We start from the raw sequence: 19,774 nt of genomic DNA, 5'->3' as shown, positions 1-19,774 counted from the left end.
ACCCATGAATCTTGCAAGGTTTCCCCGTGTGCGTCTGGCCCATCTGCCCACCCCGCTGGAGCCGCTGCCGCGGCTGTCAGAGCATCTTGGCGGGCCCGAGATATGGATCAAGCGGGACGACTGCACCGGCCTGTCGACGGGCGGCAACAAGACCCGCAAGCTGGAATTCCTGATGGCCGAGGCACAGGCGCAAGGCGCCGACATCGTGCTGACCCAGGGCGCGACGCAGTCGAACCACGCCCGCCAGACCGCCGCGGCAGCCGCAAAGCTGGGGATGGACTGTCATATCCTGCTTGAGGATCGGACCGGCTATAACCACGAGAATTACAAGTATAACGGCAACGTCCTGCTCGATCACCTGCACGGCGCGACGATGGAACATCGCGGCCCCGACCTTGATATGAATGCCGAGATGGAAGCCGTGGCGGACAAGTTCCGCGCCGAGGGGCGCAACGCCTATGCCATTCCCGGCGGCGGGTCGAACCCCACCGGCGCACTGGGCTATGTCAACTGTGCGCTGGAACTGATGGGACAATTCGCTGAAACGGGACTGGCGGTTGATCACATCATCCACGCCACCGGCAGCGCCGGCACACAGGCCGGGCTGATCACCGGGCTTTGCGCGATGAATGCCGGCATTCCCTTGCTGGGCATCGGTGTGCGCGCACCGAAGGACAAGCAGGAAGAGAACGTTTTCGCCCTGGCATGCCGCACCGCCGAAAAGCTGGGCTGCCCCGGCGTCGTCCCGCGCGAGGCGGTGGTCGCAAACTGCGATTATGTCGGCCCCGGATACGGCATGCCGGCGGATGACACGCTGGAGGCGATCGACCTTTTCGCCCGTTTCGAGGCAATCCTGCTCGACCCGGTCTATTCGGCCAAGGGCGCGGCGGGGCTGATCGACCTGATCCGCAAGGGCCACTTTGCCAAGGGCGAAAAGGTCGTGTTCCTGCACACCGGCGGGGCCATCGGCCTGACCGGCTACACCCATTGTTTCGACGTGCCGCGCTGAGGGTCGGGTCATGAAGCCCGTGGGTATCCTCGGTGGAATGGGGCCGGAGGCCACGATCCTGCTGATGCAAAAGGTGCTGGATGCGGTGCCTGCCCGGGATGATGCGGACCATGTGCCGCTGATCGTGCATCAGAACCCGCAAGTGCCCTCGCGCATCAAGGCGCTGATAGAGGGCACGGGCCGCGACCCGATGCCGGTGCTGATGTCGATGGCGCAGGACCTGGAACGCGCGGGCGCGCAGGCGCTGGCGATGCCGTGCAACACCGCCCACCACTATGCCTTGGCGGTGAGGAACGCCACGACGCTGCCATTTCTGGACATGATCGGGCTGACCGTCGATCACCTGATCCGGACGGGGGCGCGGCGCATCGGCATGCTCGCCTCGCCCGCCGTGCGGAAGGTCGGCGTTTTTGACCCCGCGTTCGAGGCAGCAGGGCTGACGCAGGTCTGGCCTAAGGACGACAAAAGCCTGCTCGACGTGATCCGCGCCGTCAAGGCGGGTGCGCCCGCGTCTGTGGCCGCCCCGCCCCTTTGCCGGGTGGCGCAATCGCTGGCGGGGGCCGGGGCCGACCACCTGCTGGTGGCCTGCACCGAGTTGTCGCTGCTGACCGATGCATTGCCCGCCGACCCGCCCCACACCGACAGCCTGGACTGCCTGCGCGACGCAATCATCGCCTTTGCCAAGGGCTGAGCGATCAGCGGGCATCGCAGGTGGCAATGCCGGCTTGGCCCGCGTCATTTTCCCGCCCGGCGGCGCCCGCTTTTTTGCTGGACTCGATTTCAGGTGCTCAGGCATCGTTTCCCCGGACACGCGATCCGAACTGGCCATCGCCATACGATACGGGGGGGGAGGGCGATTGAGAAAATACCACCTGCCGGCATTGTCGCAGCTACACACCTTTGAGGCAGTCGCCCGGAGGATGAGCTTTACCGCCGCCGCGAATGAGTTGTGCCTGACCCAAAGCGCCGTCAGCCGGCAGATCGGATCGCTGGAACGCGACCTCGGGCGAATGCTGTTCGTGCGCCGGCACCGCGCCATCGACCTGACCCCCGATGGCCTGCGCCTGTTCGATGCCGTCACCCGCGGGCTGGATGAAATCGCCACCTGCGTTGGTGACTTGCGCGTCGCGGCGGACATGCCGCAGATCACCGTCGCGGCCTCGGTCGCGTTCGCCTATTACTGGCTGATGCCCCGGCTGGAACGGTTCGGCGAACGCCACCCCGATGTCGATCTGCGGGTTCTGGCAACCGATCAAAAGGTCGATCTGGCCAGGCAGGACGCGGATATTGCCGTGCTCTACGGCGATGGCGGCTGGGACGGGGTCGAGGCCTACCGTCTGTTCGGCGAACGTGTCTATCCGGTTTGCAGCCCCGGCTATGCGCGGGATCATCCCGAACTGCGGCGCGCGGGCGACTTTCTGGACCAGACGCTGCTGCATCTCGACAGCGGCGGCACAATCTGGGGCTCGGTCGACTGGCGTGTCTGGCTGATGCAGCAGGGGGTTACCGGACAGCCCGTGCGCCGCGGCATCCGCCTCAACAGCTATCCGATGGTGCTGCAGGGCGCCCAGGCCGGGCGCGGCGTTGCGCTGGGATGGGCCTATATCACTGACGAAATGCTGGCCAGCGGACAGCTGGTTTCCCCCGTCGGGGGGGTGCTCGAAACATCCAGCAGCTACTATATCGGCGCCCCCATCGACCGGATGTCAAACCCGGCGGTCAAGGGCTTCGTACATTGGATGCTGGAGGAATGTGAACACGACAAGGTCGTTGCATGATCTGAGGGAATGCATCGCATTCAAAATGATCGTTTGAGGCGGGCGCTTTTCCCGGGGCTACTGGACCATGGGAAACGCGCGAGATCCGTCATGCCTGAATCCGCCATCCAAAGATCGCACCGGCGCAGCCGCAACAGGTCGATTGCCACCCTGGCCGCACCGCCGATCACGCCGGGCATGACCGGCGGGTGCTATCGCCCGCTTGAGCCCGCCGAGATAGAGCGCATCCACGCCCTGGTGCTGAGGTTGCTGGCCGATCTCGGCTTGTCGCAGATCACCCCCAGCCTGCAGGCCCGTGCCGTGGCGGCGGGGTGCAAGATGGATGACAACCGGCGCCTGCGCTTTCCCCGCGCCCTGGTCGAGGACATGATCGCGCGCACGCGGCGCAAGTTCACCCTGCACGGGATTGACCCGGCGCATGATATCGAGATCGGCGGCCGGCGCGTCCATGCGGGCACCGGCGGCGCCGCCCCCACCATCATGGATTTCCATAGCGGCAAGTACCGTGAAAGCACGGTGGCCGATCTTTACGATATCGCCCGGCTGGTGGACCGTATGGACAACATCCACTGGTATCACCGCTCGGTCGTGGCGCGCGATACCGAAACGATCCTCGATCTCGACGTCAACACCACCTATGCCTGCCTGTCCGGCACAACGAAATCCATCGCCGTCAGCTATACCGACAGCAACAGCGTCAGGGCCGTGATCCCAATGCTGGATGCGGTCGCCGGGGGCGAGGGCGAATTTCGCAAACGCCCCTTCTGCACCGCCGTCTGCTGCCACGTCGTGCCGCCAATGCGCTTTGCCACCGAAAGCTGCGACGCGCTGGAGGCCGCGGTCGAAGCCGGCATGCCGATCTTGCTGGTCGCGGCCGGTCAGGCCGGGGCGACAGCGCCCGCCGCGCTGGCCGGGGCCGTGGCGCAAGCCTGTGCCGAGGTGCTGGCGGGTCTCATCCCGTGCAACATCATCGACCCGGATTGCCGTGCGGTCTTTGCAACCTGGCCCTTTGTCAGCGACCTGCGCACCGGCGCGATGTCGGGCGGGTCGGGCGAACAGGCGCTCTTGTCGGCGGCCTGCGCCCAGATGGCCGGGTTCTACGATCTGCCCAACTCGGTGCCTGCGGGCATGACCGACAGCAAGCTGCCCGACATGCAGGCCGGCGGCGAAAAGGGTTATACCATCTCGCTGGCGGCCCATGCCGGCGCGTCGATGATCCACGAATGCGCGGGCATGCATGGCTCGCTCATGGGGACGAGTTTCGAAAGCTACGTTCTGGACAACGACCTGATCGGGGCTATCCTGCGTACCGTGCGCGGGGTCGAGGTGACCGAGGACAGCTTGAACTTCGACGTGATCCGCGACGTGGTGCTGGGCGAAGGGCATTACCTGGGCCACGCCCAGACCTACGGCCGGATGAAGACCGATTACCTCTATCCCGAAATTGCCGACCGGCGCAGCATCAGCGAATGGGAAGACGCCGGCGCCCGCGACGCGCGCGAGATGGCCCGCGACAAGGTGCGCCATATCCTGGCAGAGCATTATCCCGGTCATATCCCAGAGAGCGTGGACAGTCAGCTGCGGCAGAATTTCAACATCATTCTCCCGAAAGACCGGATGATCGCCGGCAACGACGCCTGGTAGTCAAAGAAGGAAAGGAAACCCGGAATGCAATCTCATGCAAAGGTGGTGATCGTCGGCGGCGGCATGATGGGCGTGGGCCTGGCCTATCACTTGGCCGAAGATGGCTGGAAAGACGTAGTGCTGATCGAAAAAGGCGAACTGACCAGCGGCTCGACCTGGCATGCAGCAGGGCAATGCCCCAGCTTCATCAGCAACTACAATATGGCCAAGATCCATCATTATTCCAACACGCTCTATCCGCGGCTTGAGGAAATCACCGGCCAGCCCGCCGGGTGGCATGGCTGCGGCGGCATCCGGCTGGCCACGACGCAAGAAGAGGTGGACTGGTTTCGCCACGTCGCGGGGTTCTCGGCCACTATCGGCTTTCACATGGAGGTCATCGGCCCCGATGAGATCAGGCAACTGAACCCCTGGCTCGATACCGACTGCATCCTGGCCGGCGCCTGGACCAACATGGATGGCCATGTCGACCCCTCCAGCGCCTGCAACGCCATGGCGGCGGGCGCGCGGCAGATGGGGGCCACCATCATCCGCCGCACCCGCGTGACGGATATCAAGGTACTGCCCTCGGGCGAATTCGAGGTCGTGACCGATCAGGGCAACATCACCTGCGAACACGTGGTCAATGCTGCCGGCTGCTATGCCCGCGAGGTGGGCAAATGGGTGGGCGTCGAGACCCCGATCACCAACATGGAACACCAGTACCTGGTCACCGAACCGCTGGAAGAGTTCAAGGACATCGACACCGAACTGCCGGTCATGCGCGACCCGGCCACTGCGGGCTATTACCGGCAGGAACAAAAGGCCGGGCTGGTCGGCATTTATGAGCATTACGGCAGCCGTCAGGCCTGGGCCGGGCGGGGCGGTTTCCCTGAATGGGACAGCGAGAACGAGCTGTTCGAGGACGACATTGACCGCATCGCCCCCTGGCTGGAAAAGGCGCTGGAGCGGATGCCGATCTTTGCCAATGCCGGGATCAAGCGCATCATCAACGGCGCCATCCCCCACACGCCTGATGGCAACCCGCTGGTCGGTCCGGCGCCGGGGCTGCGCAATTTCTGGCAGTGCTGCGGCGCGGCGATCGGCATCGCGCAGGGTGCAGGCACCGGCAAGTACCTGGCCCAGTGGATGGTGCACGGCGATGCCGAGATCAACATGCACTGTGTCGATCCGCGCCGCTTTGGTCCCTATGCCGACCAGGACTATACCCGCGCGAAAAGCTTTGACGACTACGAGAACATGTTCGAAACCCCGCTGCCGGGCCGCGAGATCGAGGCCGGACGCCCCAGCCGGGTGACGCCGCTTTATGAACCGCTCAAGGCCAAGGGTGCCATCCATACGGAAGTGTATGGCTGGGAGCGACCCAAGTATTTCGCCCCCGAGGGTTTCGAGGAAAAGCTGCAATACCGCCGCAACAACGTCTTTGACATCGTCGCCGCCGAATGCCGCGCCGTGCGCGAACGCGTGGGCATCATGGACCTGTCGAGCTTTGCCAAGTTCGACGTCACCGGCCCGGGGGCCGAGGCCTTGCTGGATCGGCTGACCGCCAACACGCTGCCGAAAAAACAGGGCGGTATCAAGCTGACCCATGTCCTGTCACAGGGTGGCCGGATCGAGGGCGAATGGACCATCACCAGGCTGGCCGATGACAGGTTCTACGTGCTGTCGGGCGCGGGCACCGAGCGCCAGGCGCTGGACATGCTGACCTTTGCCGCCGGCGACGATGTGACCATCGCCAACGTGACCGATGATTTCGGCATGTTGGTGGTCGCGGGCCCCAAGGCGCGCGATGTCCTTGCCCCCCTGACCGACACCGATCTGACCAATGCCGGTTTCCGCTGGCTGTCGGGGCAGGAGATCGAAATTGCAGGCATCCCCGTGCGCGCCCTGCGGGTGAACTATGTCGGCGAACTGGGGTGGGAGCTGCACGCGCCGATGGCCGAACTGGCCCGCCTCTACGATGCGATCCGGGCCGGGGGCGCGGCGCATGGCATCGCCGATTTCGGTGTTCAGGCGGTCAATTCCCTGCGCATGGAAAAAGCCTATCGCGGCTTTGGCGCCGAGCTGACCAACGAGATCACCCTGATCGAGGCCGATTGCGAACGTTTCTATGCCCCCGGCAAGGGCGACTTCAAAGGCCGCGCCGCCACCGAGAAGGTGCGCCAGCAGGGCATCACCACAAGGCTGGTCTATGGCGAAATCTCCGCCACCGATTGCGATATCTACGGCGGCGAGGCGGTGATGCAGGGCGATCGCGTGGTCGGTGTCTGCACCTCGGGCGGCTATGGCCACGCGACGGGCAAGAGCCTGGCCTTTGCCTATGTCGAACCGGGCGTGGCCGAGGGGTTGGAGGTTGTCATCCTCGGGGAACGCCGGGCGCTGGCACTGCTTGACGAACCCGCCTGGGACCCTGCCAACGACCGGCAAAGGGCCTGATCGGCATACCCCTGGACCCCGTCACCTGAAGGGAAAGGACCGGCGCCAGTGGCCGGGGATCGGCAGTTCCGTCCAGAAAAGGCAGGCGACGATCAGCCCGATCCCCAGCCAGCCCAGCGGCGGCAGCTGCTCGCCCACCACGACAATGGCCAACATGGCCGCCACGATAGGCTCGAACAGCGAAATCGTCGTGGCCTGGCTGGACGGGATGCGCGACAGGCCGGCGCCATAGGCGATGTATCCCAGGAACATCGGCACAAGGGCCATATAGGCCCCCACCGCAAGGTTAGACGCGCTTTCCAGGAACGGCCCGCCTGTCAGCAAAAGGACCGGCATCAGCAACAGCCCGCCCAGCCCGAACGTCGCGCCCATTGCCGCGCGCGCCCGCGCGCCGCGCTGCATCAATCGCCGCGCCGACCATGAATAAAGCGCATAGGTCGCACCGGCGACGAGCCCGAGAACAACGCCCAGCGGCACATTCGGGGCCAGCCCCTCGTCGGCCCCTTCGGTCAGGCCAAGCAGGGCGATACCGGCAATCCCCATCGCCGCGCCCGTGGCCCAGCGCCGCGACAGACGGCTGCCCTCGATGCGGTTTTCAATCAGCGCTGCAATCGCCGGGGCCGACCCGATCGAAATGACGGTACCGATGGTCACCCCCGCCAGTCGCATCGACAGGTAAAAGGCCAGCGGATAAATCGCCACGCACACCGCGCCGACCAGCAATAAACGCCCGTGCCGGGCCAGAAGCGGCAGATCGCCCCGGATGGCGCCAAGCGCGATCATCGCCTGCAACAGGCCGCCGATGCCCATCGCGGCGGCCCCGATGGCCACGGCGGGCACATCGGGCGCGAAAGTCGCCGCCGTGCCGGTGGTGCCCCACGCCGTCGCCGCCAGCAGGCAAAAGGCGACCCCCGCCGCCCGGCCCTGCTGGCTGGCCGTGCTCATGTGATCATCATCTTCGCACATGCAATGTTGCCTGGTTCCGCGATCCGGCCTGTCCGGTCGCGCAGGATTTCCGCACGACGGGCGGTCAGGATCGCGCCTGTTCCAGTTCGATGCGCATCATTTCCGCCTCTTGGCGCGCCTCGCGCAGCCCTTCCATCGTGGCCGCCAGTTCTGCCTCGGTCTGGGCCAGCTGGTTGGTCAGCTCGGCCTCGCGCTGTTGCAGATAGGTGATCGCCTGGTCGCGGGTTTCCTCGGCCTCGTGCAGTTCCTGTGCCATCCGTTCCAGTTCGCCCACATCCGAATGCGGCACCCGGATGAAACGGTGCACAAGCCAGTTCGCAAACCATCCCAGGCAAAAGGCCACGAATAGGATGATCGCTGTCACGATGACGAATTCAGTCCTGTTCATCAGCCCCGTCTTCCTGCGTTTCGCTATCAGGGGAGGCGTCGGTCTGTGCCGCTTCGCCATCGTCGGCCGGCGTTTCGCCGTCGCCGGCACCCCCGGTATCCGTTCCGGCCTGTTCTTCCGACGTCTCGCCGCCGGTTGCAAGCGTCTCCTGCCCCTCGGTCGCGTCTTCAGCCGCCTCTTCGGGCACGATCACCTTGAACTCGATACGGCGGTTGGCCTCGCGCCCCTCTTCGGTGTCGTTGTCGGCAATGGGGCGGCTTTCGCCATAGCCCACGGCGGTGATCGAGCTGGTCAGCATCCGCCGCATGCGTAATTCGTTCAGCACCGTCTCGGCCCGCGAAAGGCTGAGCTGCTGGTTCATCACCTCGCGCCCCTGGCTGTCGGTGTGACCGCCGATTTCCAGCGTGATCTCGCCGCACTCGCGCAGGATATCGGCGATCTGATCCATGATGTCAGAACCGTTGGCGTCGATATTGGCCGATCCCGGCTCGAACGTGATCTTGTGCTCCTTCTGCACCTCGGCGATGCGGGCCTCGCATTCCTCGGGGGTGGGCAGGCTCGCCACCGGGTCGAGCGCCTCGACATACTCGACGTCGATGCTGAAACGTGCGCCCTTTCCCAGCTTTTCCGACAGCATCCCCGAAATCGCGTTACCGGCGTCTGCTTCGCCGGTCGAACCGGTGATCGACACCTCGTCAGGCGAGACCCAAGCCGTGCCGTTCGACAGCCGGGACAAGGCGTCAATCGCGGCCAGGGTACGCAATGTCCAGCCTTCGGGCAGGTCGTCGTCGGCACGCGCCGCCATATGCACCCCGTCGGACGAAAACCGCGCCCTTGCAAAGGTGTCGATCATGTCGCGGTCGGCCGCGAACACACGCCCGCGCAGCTGTACCAGTCCCTCGGGCGACAGGGTGGCGGTGAATTCCGGCGCCTCGTGAGACAGCTTGTCGGGCGAACGGGGCAGAACCGCGTGCAGGGCAAAGACCTCTGGCAGTGCGCTGTCAAGCCCGCCGATAACGTTGTCAAACTGGCGCTGCTCCACGGTCTCGTCCGCGACAAGCGAGATGTCCGCGTCCGAGAACGTGACCTTTCCGCCGCCCAGTTCCGCCAGCGCGCCGATGGCCTTTTCCACCGCCTCCGCCCATCTTGGCGAGGGCACTCCCAGCCCGATCAGGCAGTTCGCCCGCCCGGTCAGGCCAGCGGCCCGCGCCGCGGCGATGATGCGTTCGCGCGCGACCTTGGTGTCGGCCGAACAAGCGTCAAACCGCACCTTGCCGTCCTCGATCACGAATCGCAGCGCGAAAGGTGTGATCACCGGGCGCGGCGCCGAGATATCCAGCGCCAGTGACACCCCTTCGGGCCGGCGGCGGGACAGGCGCGCCTCGATATCGGCTTTTTCCGCGGCGCTGTCGGTCGTCGCGGTGATCTCTACCCGCGTGGCGTCCAGCGATATCTTGGTGCGCTCGAGTTGCTTGAGAGAACGCAGGGCATAATCGGTCGCATCCTCCCAGGTGTCGGGCTGGGGATAATTGGCGGCCTCCAGGAAATCGGCCACGGGGACGCCGTCCGCCGCATCCTCGACCTCGGCGACGAACGCCTCGCGGTCCATCGCTGCAGGCACCAGCCCGATCAGCGATATCCCGCCCTCGTTGCGCAGAATTTCCATCGAAAAGCGGGGCGGCTCGATCCGGTCGCGGGCTTCGACCAGCATCTGGTCGATGACCCGCGCGGCATCCACGACCGTGCCCGCCACCGACAGCGCCTTGAAGCGCGCCGCCTCGGACGGCGCGGTGCCAGCCAGGAAAACCTGCAGACCGTTGGCGTCCACCTCGGTCCAAATCATGCCGTTCTCATCCAGCCTGTCGCGTACCGTGTTGCGGGTGGTATCCTCGATCCCACCCACGGCAAAGCGTGCGCAGACAAGGCTGAGCACCGCGGCGGCCAGGAATACCCCGGCAATGGCGAAGATCTTGGAAAGGCGCATTCTTTTGCAGTCGGTTGTGCGTTGCTCAGGCCGTTTTATGCCCCCGGGCGAGCAAGTGCAATCAGAGCAGCAGCGCAATGGCGAAAAACGGCAAGGGCAAGAGCCCCGCATCGCGGTTTGAGCGAAAAAGTGCCAGCAGGCGGTCATTGTCGGTCATGTCGAAGCGCGACAACTGCCACGCCATGTGCCAGCCGAACGCCCATGTTCCCGCCAGCGCCACGGCCATCGCCAGCGGCGACGCTCCGATCAGCGCGGCGATCACCGCGATGCCCTGCAACGTGACAGCCACGACCAGAAAACGCCGCAGCCAGGTGGGCGAGTTTTCGCCAAACAGCCGGGCGGTGGATTTCACCCCGATCAGGGCGTCATCCTCGGTATCCTGGTGGGCATAGATGGTGTCATAGAACAGAGTCCACGATATACCGGCGAGATACAGCACCACCGCCGGCCATTCCAGCCGCCCGGAATGGGCCGTCCATGCCAGCAGCGCACCCCAGTTGAACGCGACCCCCAAAAAGACCTGCGGCCACCAGGTGAACCGCTTGGCAAAGGGATAGATGCACACCGGCGCCAGCGAAATGACCCCCAGCAGGATGGCGGCACTGTTGAAGGTCAGCAGGATCAGCAGCGCGACAAGCGCCTGCGCCGCCAGCCATGCCAGCGCGCCCCTGACGCTGACCTGTCCCGATGGGATCGGGCGCGAGGCTGTCCGCGCCACCGAGCCGTCGATATGCCGGTCGGTGATGTCGTTCCAGGTGCAACCCGCCCCGCGCATCAGCACGGCACCGATACCGCAGCCGGCAAAGATCCACAGATCGAACCAGCCTCCGCGCCCGTCATGCAGCATCGACAGCAACAGCCCCCACCAGCAGGGCAGCAGCAACAGCCATGTGCCAATGGGCCGGTCGGCGCGGCTGAGCCGCAGATAGGGGCGCGTGCGCGGCGGCGCCAGGCGGTCGACCCAGTTGCCGCGCACGGCGTCGGCGACGGTGCCTGCGACCTCTGGCGTCTTGTCCCTGCCGGTCATAAGCTCCCCCTCATGACGAATGCGAAAGTCCGGCTTTATGTAGATCACTTGCTGGGGCAAGGGCAAACGGTTCCCCTGACCCGCGACCAGGCGCATTACCTTTTCGGGGTGATGCGCCTGGCGCCGGGTGACGGGGTGTTGCTGTTCAACGGGCGCGACGGCGAATGGCGCGCCTCTGTTGCCGAGGCGGGCAAGCGCGGCGGCAGCCTGACAGCCGAACAGCAAAGCGGACCGCAGGCAAACCCGCCCGACGTGTGGCTCTTGTTCGCGCCGATCAAGAAGGCGCGCACCGATTTTATTGTCGAGAAGGCAGCCGAGATGGGCACCGCGCGCATCCTGCCGGTTCAGACCGAGTTCACCAATGCAGAGCGCATCCGCCGCGACCGGCTGCAGGCGCACGCGGTCGAGGCGGCCGAGCAATGCGGCGGCACCTATGTGCCCGAGGTGGCGGAACTGCAGCCCCTGTCCCGCCTGCTGACCGACTGGCCCGCAGAACGGCAGTTGATGTTCTGCGACGAGGCGCTGGCGGGCGGGGCCTGCGCCCTGCCCGGCGATCTTGCCGGCGCGCCCTGGGCGATCCTGATCGGACCCGAGGGCGGGTTTTCGCCCGCCGAACGCACGCAGCTGGGCGCGCTGCCCTTTGCCCATCCGGTGGCGCTGGGCCCTCGCATCCTGCGCGCCGACACGGCGGCGGTCGCCGCGCTTACCGTCTGGCAGCAGGCGCTGGGGGACTGGGGATGAGCCTGATCCGGCCAGAGGCGCGCGCAACGCTGTGGCGCTGGCGCGAGGTGCTGGCGGGCGCTGCCGTGCTGGGGCTGGGCCTGTGGTGGGGGATCGGCACCAGTGGCATCCTGCCCTGGATCGGCGGTGTTGTTGCCCTGGCCGGTGCCGCCCTCGTGCTGGCCGGGCTGCAAAGGGCGCGGTTTCGCACCGGGTCGGGCGGGCCGGGCGTGGTGCAGGTGGACGAGGGGCGGATTGCCTATTTCGGGCCGCTGACCGGGGGTGCGGTGGCATTGTCGGAAATCGGCGCGGTCACGCTTGACCAGTCCGGCCGGCCCGGGCACTGGGTGTTGTCCCAACCCGGCCAGCCCGACCTGCATGTGCCGCTGAACGCCGAAGGGGCCGAGGCGCTGTTTGACGCCTTTGCCGCCCTGCCGGGCTTTCGCACCGAACGGATGCTGAGCGCGCTGCGGCAACGGGGACCGCAGGCGGTACCGCTCTGGCGCCGCGCCGGTCACGCTGGCGCGAGCATTGCCCGCCTGCATTGACACTTTGACCGAATAGCGCCAGTTGTCACAGCCGTTCGACCCAATCCGCGCAAGGAGGCCAGCCACATGTCCATTCCCCAGACCGGCGGCGGGCCGATCGAAAGCCGCGATCAACTGGCCGAATATCTCGAATCCGGCTGCAAGCCGCGCCAGAACTGGCGGATCGGCACCGAGCACGAGAAGTTCGGCTATTGCAAGGACACGCTCAAACCGCTGCCCTATGCCGGTGAACGCTCGATCCTGGCCGTGCTCGAGGGCCTGCGCGACCGCCACGGCTGGGCGCCGCTGACCGAGGCCGGCAACCTGATCGGGCTGGAAAAGGATGGCGCCAATGTCAGCCTCGAACCGGGTGGACAGCTGGAACTGTCGGGCGCGCCGCTGGAAACCATCCATGAGACCTGCAACGAGGTGAACGCCCACCTGGCCGACGTCAAGGACATCGCCGACGCCGTCGGCGTGGGATTTATCGGGCTGGGCGCGGCACCGATCTGGAAACACGAGGACATGCCGATGATGCCCAAGGGGCGCTATCGGCTGATGACCGATTACATGGATCGCGTCGGCACCCTGGGCAAGGCGATGATGTACCGCACCTGCACGGTGCAGGTGAACCTCGACTTCGGGTCCGAGGCCGACATGGTGCAAAAGCTGCGTGTCGCGCTGGCGCTGCAGCCGGTGGCGACCGCGCTTTTCGCCAATTCGCCGTTCTTCGAGGGCAAGCCTTGCGGGCACAAGTCGTGGCGCTCGCGCGTCTGGCGCGATCTCGACGCCGACCGCACCGGCATGCTGCCCTTCGTGTTCGATGACGGCTTCGGGTTCGAGGCGTGGGTGGATTACGCGCTCGATGTGCCAATGTATTTCGTCTATCGCGACGGAAACTATATCGACGCGCTCGGCCAGTCGTTCCGCGATTTCCTCAAGGGCGAGTTGCCGGCGCTGCCGGGCGAGACGCCGACCCTGTCGGACTGGGCCGACCACCTGACCACGATCTTTCCCGAGGCGCGGATCAAGCAATTCATGGAAATGCGCGGCGCCGATGGCGGGCCGTGGCGGCGGCTGTGCGCGCTGCCGGCCTTCTGGACCGGGCTGATGTATGACCAGGCGTCGCTGGACGCGGCCTGGGACCTGGCCAAGGGCTGGAACGCCGAAACGCGCGAGGCGCTGAGGGTCGCCGCCAGCGTGGACGCGCTGGACGCGGTGGTGGGCGATATCCGCATGCACGACCTGGCGCGCGAGGTGTTGGAGATTTCCGAGGCCGGACTAAGGGCGCGGGCGCACAAGGGCGCGGGCGGCATGATCGCAGACGAAACCCATTTCCTGAACGCGCTGAAGGAAAGCGTGGAATCGGGCCAGGTGCCCGCCGATGAATTGCTGGCGAAGTATCACGGCGAATGGGACGGCGATCTGAGCCGGATCTACGCCGAATACAGCTACTGATTATCGGCAAGTTCGCGGGGCCGGTAAGCCATCCTCAAAGGTTCGCCACTTTTCCTTGTTCCGCCGGGCGGCGCCCGGCCGCGGGTGGGCGCGCCGACGGTCTAGCTGTGTAAATTTATGGCGCCGCCACACCGGGCGTTGGGACTGTTTGCATCCGTTGCAAAAGCGCCCGCACATCGGGGCGGTCGGGCGCTGCCCGGCGCCGCGCAGAGCGCGGCTTGTTCCGGGCATTGGCTTCGGCGCAATCACCACCCCATTCACACCGTGCGAACGCCACCGTCACGTCACCGCACCACGGCCCGTCGATGGGCGCCTTGCGAAAAGGCCCGGCCTATTTCTGCCCGATCTTCGGCTCGGTTCCCGCCCTGAGCCGCACGATATTGGCCCGGTGGCGGGCAAAGACCAGCAGCGTCAGCACGACGCCCAGCGCGAATGTGTCGGTATAGCCGAACAGGAACAGCCAGATCGTCGACAGCGCCGCCGCCATCAGCGCCCCCATCGACGAGACCCGCGTGACCGCCGCCGCCACGGCCCAGCTTGCGCAACAGGCCAGACCCACCGGCCAGGCCAGCGCCAGCCAAAGGCCGAGGAAAGTCGCAACACCCTTGCCACCGCGAAAGCCCAGCCAGACCGGAAAGCAATGGCCCAGAAACGCGGCCAGCCCGGCGACCTGCACAGCATCCTCGGCCGCAAAGGCCCGCGCCAGCAGCACCGCAGCCGCGCCCTTGGCACCGTCCAGCACCAGCGTCGCCGCCGCCGCGCGTTTCGAGCCGGTGCGCAGAACGTTGGTCGCCCCGATATTGCCCGATCCGATCTGGCGCAGGTTACCCAGCCCCAGCCAGCGGCTGATGAGCAACCCGAAGGGCACCGAGCCCAACAGATACCCCAGTGTCGCCCAGAGCAGCAACAACGCGTCGGGTGTTTCCAGCGCCGGCATCAGGCGGCCCCGTGAACGCGCTTGCCGCCCACCCAGGTGCCCAGCACCCGCCCCTGCATGCGCTGCCCGTCAAAGGGGGTGTTCTTGGACTTGGACCTGAGCTGCCAGCGGTCCAGCACGAAAGGCGTTTCGGGGTCGAACAGCACCAAGTCAGCCGGCGCGCCCTTGGCCAGCCGCCCGGCATCCAGCCCCAGTCGGCGCGCGGGATTGAGCGACAGCGCGCGGAACAGTTGCGGCAACGTCAGATCGGCCGAATGATAGAGCCGCAGCACTGCCGGCAGCAGGGTTTCCAGCGCCACCGCGCCGCTTGCGGCCTCTTCATAGGGCAGGCGCTTGCTTTCTTCGTCCTGGGGGGTGTGCATCGAGCTGATGATGTCGATCAGCCCCTCGCGCAGCGCGGCAACCACCGCCTGGCGGTCGTCCTCTGACCTGAGCGGCGGCTTGACCTTGAAAAAGGTACGGTAATCGGCGACGTCGAACTCGTTGAGCGTCAGGTGATGGACCGAGGTTCCGGCGGTGATGTCCAGCCCGTTGCGCTTGGCGCGTTCCAGCGCTGGCAGGGCGCGGGCGGTGGTGATCTGGTCGGCGTGATAGCGCGCCTGCGTCATCTCGATCAGCGCGATATCGCGATCAAGGCCCATGCGCTCTGCCATCGGCGACACCGCCGGCAGGCCCTTGAGCGAGGCGAATTTGCCAGAGGTGGCGGCGGCCGCGGCCGACAGCCCCCGATCCTGCGGGTGGGCAATGACCAGCGCACCGCAACCCCGGGCATAGATCAGCGCCCGCGACAGAACCTTGGTATCGCTCACCACCCGGTCGCAATCGGTAAAGGCCACCGCGCCGGCATCCATCAGGAAACCGATCTCGGTCATCTCGCGGCCCTCGCGCCCCTTGGTCAGCGCCGCCATCGGCAGCACGTTGACGGGGGCGGCGGCATTGGCGCGGCGGGCGACGAATTCCAGCGTCTCGGGGTTGTCGATGGCGGGCGTGGTGTCGGGGCGCGTCACCATCGTGGTCACGCCCCCGGCGGCAGCGGCCAGCCCGGCGGAGCGATAGCTTTCCTTGTGCCGCTCGCCCGGCTCGCAGACCTTGACGCCGATATCGACAATACCGGGGGCCAGGCACTTGCCGCCGCAATCGACACGCTCGCCGCCCTCTGGCGGGGCATCGTTTCCCCTGCCCCCGATCACACCATCCTCGACCAGCAGCCAGCCCGGCGCATCGGTGCCGGCCTCGGGGTCGACCAGACGGGCGTTGGTGAAGAGGGTTTTCATGCGCTGGACCTTCCCGTGTTCATATCGCCACCACTACGGCCAGCACCGCCAGGATCACCACCGCCACCAAAATCAGCGCGCCCAGCCGGCCCTGTCCGCCGCGTGGCGCGGGGCCGGCAGTGGCGGACGCCACGGTGCCGGTGGCCGCCTCGGATGGCAGCGGCTCGAACGTGACGGGCGGGCGGTCTTCGGCAAGGCTGGCCAACAGCCTGAGCGGCGCGCGCGGGCTGAGGGTCTGTTCGCGGTCCCTGAGGGCGCGCGAAGTCAGCACCAAAACCGCGCCTTTTTGTGCATCGAGCCGCTCGCGCAGCCCCTCCAGGTCGGCGGCGGCGATGCCGTGCCCCTGTTCGAGGTAACCCGAAAGCCCTATCCCCTGCAGGTCCGAGACCAGAAAAACCTCCACATCGTCCGGGTCGAGAACCTCGGCCCCCAGCGCATCGCGCAGCGGCCAGCGGCCGTTGCGCCGCTTGAAGGCCTCCAGCTCTGCCGGGTCCAGATCGACCGCAAAGACCCAGACCCGCCCGCTGTCGCCTGCGCGGATATGAATGCGCTCGCTCATGCCATTACCCCTTTGCCCGCTTCGCGCCGACGCGCCCTGAGGCCGCGCGCCAGCAGGTCCATCACCGCCATGCGCACGGCAACGCCCATCTCGACCTGATCCTGAATGACACTGCGGTTGATGTCGTCGGCGATCTCGCCGTCGATCTCGACCCCGCGGTTCATCGGGCCCGGATGCATGACGATGGCGTCGGGTTTGGCAAACGACAGTTTTTCGGCGTCCAACCCGTAGCGAAAGTAATACTCGCGCTCTGACGGGATGAAACCGCCATCCATCCGCTCGCGCTGAAGGCGCAGCATCATCACCACGTCCACGTCGCGCAGCCCCTCGGCCATGTCGTCGAACACCTCGACCCCGAAATCGGCGATGCCGGCGGGCATCAGCGTCGGCGGACCGATGAGGCGGACGCGGTTTTCCATCTTCTGCAGCAGCAGGATGTTCGACCGCGCCACGCGGCTGTGCGCGATATCGCCGCAGATGGCGATGGAAAGACGGTACAGCCGCCCCTTGGCGCGCCGAATCGTCAGCGCATCCAGCAGCGCCTGGGTGGGGTGTTCGTGGCGTCCGTCACCGGCGTTGAGAACCGAGCAGTTGACCTTTTGCGCCAGCAGGTCGACCGCGCCGGAATGCGGGTGGCGCACCACCAGCAGGTCGGGGTGCATGGCGTTCAGCGTCAGCGCCGTGTCGATCAGGGTTTCGCCCTTTTTCAGGCTGCTGACCTGCATCGCCATGTTCATCACGTCCGCGCCCAGACGCTTGCCCGCCAGTTCGAAACTGGCCTGGGTTCGGGTCGAGTTCTCAAAGAACATGTTGATCTGGGTAAGCCCGGTCAGCGCATCGGCATGCTTGCGCTCTGACTGGTTGAGATCGACATATTGTTCGGCGAGATCCAGCACCTCGGTGATCTCGACTGGCGAGAGCGGCTCGATCCCCAGCAGGTGGGTTTGTGAAAATTGCATCCGCCGCTCCCGTCCGGTTACGGTGCGGTTATAGAAAGCACCGCGCGCCGGAGCAAGGCGGCGTGCGCTTGCCTGTTCCAAGTGCCGGCGGGGCAGGATAGCCTCTGACACATGGAATCGGCACTGGATCATCACACCGCGCTGGCGCTGCTCGCCTGGCAGATCGAACTGGGCGCGACCGAGGCGATCGGGGATATGCCGGTCAACCGCTTCGATCTGCCGCGCGACGCGCCAAAAGCCGCGCGCAGCCCCGCCGCACCCCACCGCGCCGCCGTTCCGCCGGACAAAGACCCCGTCGCCGTCGCCCGCGCCGCAGCGGCCGACGCGCAGGACCTGGCGGCGCTGGCGGCAGCACTGGATGCCTATGAGCATTGCGAACTCAAGCGCGGCGCGCGCAACCTGGTCTTTGCCGATGGCAGGCCCGGCGCGCGGGTGATGATCTTGGGCGAGGCACCGGGCCGCGACGAGGATATGCGCGGAAAACCCTTTGTCGGCCGCGCCGGGCAGTTGCTTGACCGGATGCTGGCCGAAATCGGGCTACGACGCGATGCCGACGACCCCGAACACGCGGTCTATATCACCAACATCCTGCCCTGGCGGCCACCCCAGAACCGCGACCCGACACCGCAGGAAATCGCCATGATGCTGCCCTTTGTCGAGCGCCATGTCGCACTGGCCGCGCCAGAAATACTGGTATTGATGGGCAATATAAGCTGCCAGGCGGTATTGGGGCGGCGCGGCATCACCAAAATCCGCGGCAACTGGACAGAGGCCTGGGGCCGTCCCGTATTGCCGATGTTTCACCCCGCGGGGCTGCTGCGCAACCCGCACAACAAGCGTTTCGCTTGGGCGGACCTGCTGGCGCTGCAGGCACGACTGGAGAAAAAAACATGAAGATACTCGCCTTTTCCGACCTGCACCTTGCGCGCGCCCGCGCCGCCGCCCTCGTCGAGGCCAGTCACGAGGCCGATCTAGTGATCGGGGCCGGCGATTTCTGCAACATGCGCCAGGGGCTGGACGAGGCGATGGGCTTGCTTGCCGGCATGACCGCGCCGTTGGTGATGATACCCGGCAATGCCGAAAGCATCGAGGAACTGCGCGCAGCGGCCCCCGAGGGGGCGCATGTGCTGCATGGAGAAGCCATCGAGATCGGCGGCCTGCACCTCTTTGGCCTGGGGGGCGGCGTGCCGGTCACGCCGTTCGGCCCGTGGTCATGGGATCTGACCGAGGCAGCGGCGGCCGGGTTGCTTGCCACCTGTGCGCAAGCCGACATCCTGATCACCCATTCCCCGCCCAAGGGCGTGGTCGACGTTACCTCTGACGGGGTGTCTGTCGGCTCTACCGCCATTCGTGACGCCATCGCACGCATCCAGCCGGAACTGACGCTGTGTGGTCATATCCATGACAGCTGGGGCCGCGAGGGCCAAATCGGATCGACCCGCGTCGTCAACCTGGGCCCCACGCCCAACTGGTTCGAGATCGGGAAATGATCGACACGCTGACATTGCTGGCCTTCGTTCCGGCGGCGCTGGCGCTGAACCTGACCCCGGGGGCGGACATGATGTTCTGCCTGGGCCAGGGGCTGCGCGCCGGCGCGCGCCCGGCGGTGGCCGCCAGCGCCGGCGTCGCGGCGGGCGGCATGGTGCATGTCACCGTGGCAGGGCTGGGGCTGGGCGCCTTCGTGGCGGCGTTGCCGTGGTTCTTTGACGCGATCCGATGGGTCGGGGTCGCCTACCTGATCTGGCTGGCCATCCATGTGCTGCGCCACCCGCCGCAGGCGGGCGACGCACCGCCGGTGCGCCCGACGCGGGCCTTTCGTGACGGGATGGTCGTGAACCTGACCAACCCCAAGGTGATCTTGTTCGTGCTGGCCTTCGTGCCGCAGTTCATCGACCCCGCGCGCGGCGGAGTGCTGACGCAGTTCCTGATCCTGGGATTACTGATCGCCGTGGGCGGTTTCATCGTCAACGCGCTGGTCGGGATCTTTGCCGGGGGGCTGGGCCGGCGCATGGCCACATCGCCCGCCTTCTCTCGCGGTATCGGCTATGTCTGTGCCGCCATCTTTACGGGCCTCGCCTTGCGCCTGGCCCTGATCGAAAGGACCTGAC

19 protein-coding genes are annotated in these 19,774 nt (G+C 66.3%); 11 read left to right on the top strand and 8 right to left on the bottom strand.

Annotated features, from left to right (window positions below):
- The first annotated feature begins 4 nt into the window (after positions 1 to 4).
- The 5 genes from cuyA to DL899_RS07540 all read left to right on the top strand — a co-directional run bounded on the left by cuyA (position 5) and on the right by DL899_RS07540 (position 6,867).
- Positions 5 to 1,009, top strand: a complete 1,005-nt coding sequence (gene cuyA / locus DL899_RS07560) for a D-cysteate sulfo-lyase (protein ID WP_111733462.1) — start codon at positions 5 to 7, stop codon at positions 1,007 to 1,009.
- A 10-nt stretch (positions 1,010 to 1,019) separates the two neighbouring features.
- Positions 1,020 to 1,700 carry a cysteate racemase gene (gene cuyB, locus DL899_RS07555; protein ID WP_111733460.1) on the top strand — a complete coding sequence of 227 codons (681 nt, stop codon included), beginning with the start codon at positions 1,020 to 1,022 and terminating at the stop codon, positions 1,698 to 1,700.
- A gap of 166 nt (positions 1,701 to 1,866) precedes the next feature.
- Entirely contained in the window at positions 1,867 to 2,787 is a 921-nt protein-coding gene (locus DL899_RS07550) for a LysR substrate-binding domain-containing protein (protein ID WP_162685525.1), read from the top strand.
- 90 nt (positions 2,788 to 2,877) lie between these two features.
- Positions 2,878 to 4,431, top strand: coding sequence for a trimethylamine methyltransferase family protein (locus DL899_RS07545; RefSeq protein WP_111733456.1), 1,554 nt, complete (start codon positions 2,878 to 2,880; stop codon positions 4,429 to 4,431).
- Between the two features lie 24 nt (positions 4,432 to 4,455).
- A complete protein-coding gene (locus DL899_RS07540) occupies positions 4,456 to 6,867 on the top strand; it encodes an FAD-dependent oxidoreductase (RefSeq protein ID WP_111733454.1) in 2,412 nt (803 codons plus the stop codon).
- Positions 6,868 to 6,888: 21 nt separating this feature from the next.
- Here DL899_RS07540 and DL899_RS07535 read toward each other — a convergent pair whose 3' ends face one another.
- The 4 genes from DL899_RS07535 to ubiA form a co-directional block, all read right to left on the bottom strand.
- The gene (locus DL899_RS07535) at positions 6,889 to 7,833 is read right to left on the bottom strand and encodes a DMT family transporter (RefSeq protein WP_239494636.1); all 945 of its coding nucleotides are present in this window, start codon (positions 7,831 to 7,833) and stop codon (positions 6,889 to 6,891) included.
- A gap of 64 nt (positions 7,834 to 7,897) precedes the next feature.
- A complete protein-coding gene (locus DL899_RS07530) occupies positions 7,898 to 8,221 on the bottom strand; it encodes a hypothetical protein (protein ID WP_111733452.1) in 324 nt (107 codons plus the stop codon).
- Positions 8,208 to 10,205 carry an OmpA family protein gene (locus DL899_RS07525; RefSeq protein ID WP_111733450.1) on the bottom strand — a complete coding sequence of 666 codons (1,998 nt, stop codon included), beginning with the start codon at positions 10,203 to 10,205 and terminating at the stop codon, positions 8,208 to 8,210. The genes DL899_RS07530 and DL899_RS07525 overlap by 14 nt, the downstream gene beginning before the upstream one ends.
- Positions 10,206 to 10,266: 61 nt before the next feature.
- Positions 10,267 to 11,232: a 4-hydroxybenzoate octaprenyltransferase gene (gene ubiA, locus DL899_RS07520; RefSeq protein WP_111733447.1), complete on the bottom strand. Its 966-nt coding sequence runs from the start codon at positions 11,230 to 11,232 to the stop codon at positions 10,267 to 10,269.
- 12 nt (positions 11,233 to 11,244) lie between these two features.
- On the opposite strand from ubiA, the gene DL899_RS07515 reads away from it, so the two are divergent.
- The 3 genes from DL899_RS07515 to DL899_RS07505 all read left to right on the top strand — a co-directional run bounded on the left by DL899_RS07515 (position 11,245) and on the right by DL899_RS07505 (position 13,937).
- Positions 11,245 to 11,973 carry a 16S rRNA (uracil(1498)-N(3))-methyltransferase gene (locus tag DL899_RS07515; RefSeq protein WP_111733445.1) on the top strand — a complete coding sequence of 243 codons (729 nt, stop codon included), beginning with the start codon at positions 11,245 to 11,247 and terminating at the stop codon, positions 11,971 to 11,973.
- The gene (locus DL899_RS07510) at positions 11,970 to 12,500 is read left to right on the top strand and encodes a hypothetical protein (protein ID WP_111733443.1); all 531 of its coding nucleotides are present in this window, start codon (positions 11,970 to 11,972) and stop codon (positions 12,498 to 12,500) included. Before DL899_RS07515 ends, DL899_RS07510 begins: the two co-directional genes overlap by 4 nt.
- Before the next feature lie 66 nt (positions 12,501 to 12,566).
- Positions 12,567 to 13,937: a glutamate--cysteine ligase gene (locus tag DL899_RS07505; protein WP_111733441.1), complete on the top strand. Its 1,371-nt coding sequence runs from the start codon at positions 12,567 to 12,569 to the stop codon at positions 13,935 to 13,937.
- Positions 13,938 to 14,268: 331 nt separating this feature from the next.
- Here DL899_RS07505 and plsY read toward each other — a convergent pair whose 3' ends face one another.
- Genes plsY through DL899_RS07485 form a run of 4 tightly spaced genes read right to left on the bottom strand, consistent with a single transcriptional unit; the run spans position 14,269 to position 17,666 of the window.
- On the bottom strand, positions 14,269 to 14,874 hold the full coding sequence (gene plsY / locus DL899_RS07500; protein ID WP_111733439.1) for a glycerol-3-phosphate 1-O-acyltransferase PlsY: 606 nt from the start codon (positions 14,872 to 14,874) through the stop codon (positions 14,269 to 14,271).
- Positions 14,874 to 16,148: a dihydroorotase gene (gene pyrC, locus DL899_RS07495; protein ID WP_111733437.1), complete on the bottom strand. Its 1,275-nt coding sequence runs from the start codon at positions 16,146 to 16,148 to the stop codon at positions 14,874 to 14,876. Before pyrC ends, plsY begins: the two co-directional genes overlap by 1 nt.
- Before the next feature lie 19 nt (positions 16,149 to 16,167).
- Positions 16,168 to 16,707 (bottom strand): hypothetical protein, encoded by a 540-nt coding sequence (locus DL899_RS07490; protein WP_111733435.1) that lies wholly within the window; start codon positions 16,705 to 16,707, stop codon positions 16,168 to 16,170.
- Entirely contained in the window at positions 16,704 to 17,666 is a 963-nt protein-coding gene (locus DL899_RS07485; RefSeq protein WP_111733433.1) for an aspartate carbamoyltransferase catalytic subunit, read from the bottom strand. Before DL899_RS07485 ends, DL899_RS07490 begins: the two co-directional genes overlap by 4 nt.
- A gap of 111 nt (positions 17,667 to 17,777) precedes the next feature.
- On the opposite strand from DL899_RS07485, the gene DL899_RS07480 reads away from it, so the two are divergent.
- Genes DL899_RS07480 through DL899_RS07470 form a run of 3 tightly spaced genes read left to right on the top strand, consistent with a single transcriptional unit; the run spans position 17,778 to position 19,773 of the window.
- Positions 17,778 to 18,560: a uracil-DNA glycosylase gene (locus DL899_RS07480; protein ID WP_111733431.1), complete on the top strand. Its 783-nt coding sequence runs from the start codon at positions 17,778 to 17,780 to the stop codon at positions 18,558 to 18,560.
- The gene (locus DL899_RS07475; RefSeq protein ID WP_111733429.1) at positions 18,557 to 19,156 is read left to right on the top strand and encodes a metallophosphoesterase family protein; all 600 of its coding nucleotides are present in this window, start codon (positions 18,557 to 18,559) and stop codon (positions 19,154 to 19,156) included. Before DL899_RS07480 ends, DL899_RS07475 begins: the two co-directional genes overlap by 4 nt.
- Positions 19,153 to 19,773, top strand: coding sequence for a LysE family translocator (locus tag DL899_RS07470; RefSeq protein ID WP_111733427.1), 621 nt, complete (start codon positions 19,153 to 19,155; stop codon positions 19,771 to 19,773). Before DL899_RS07475 ends, DL899_RS07470 begins: the two co-directional genes overlap by 4 nt.
- Position 19,774: the final 1 nt, after the last annotated feature.

The sequence above is a fragment of the Roseovarius amoyensis genome (assembly GCF_003260265.1).
Taxonomy (GTDB): domain Bacteria; phylum Pseudomonadota; class Alphaproteobacteria; order Rhodobacterales; family Rhodobacteraceae; genus Roseovarius; species Roseovarius amoyensis.
The sequence above is the reverse complement of the archived record's forward strand: the minus strand, read 5'-3'. Positions and strand labels throughout refer to the sequence as shown.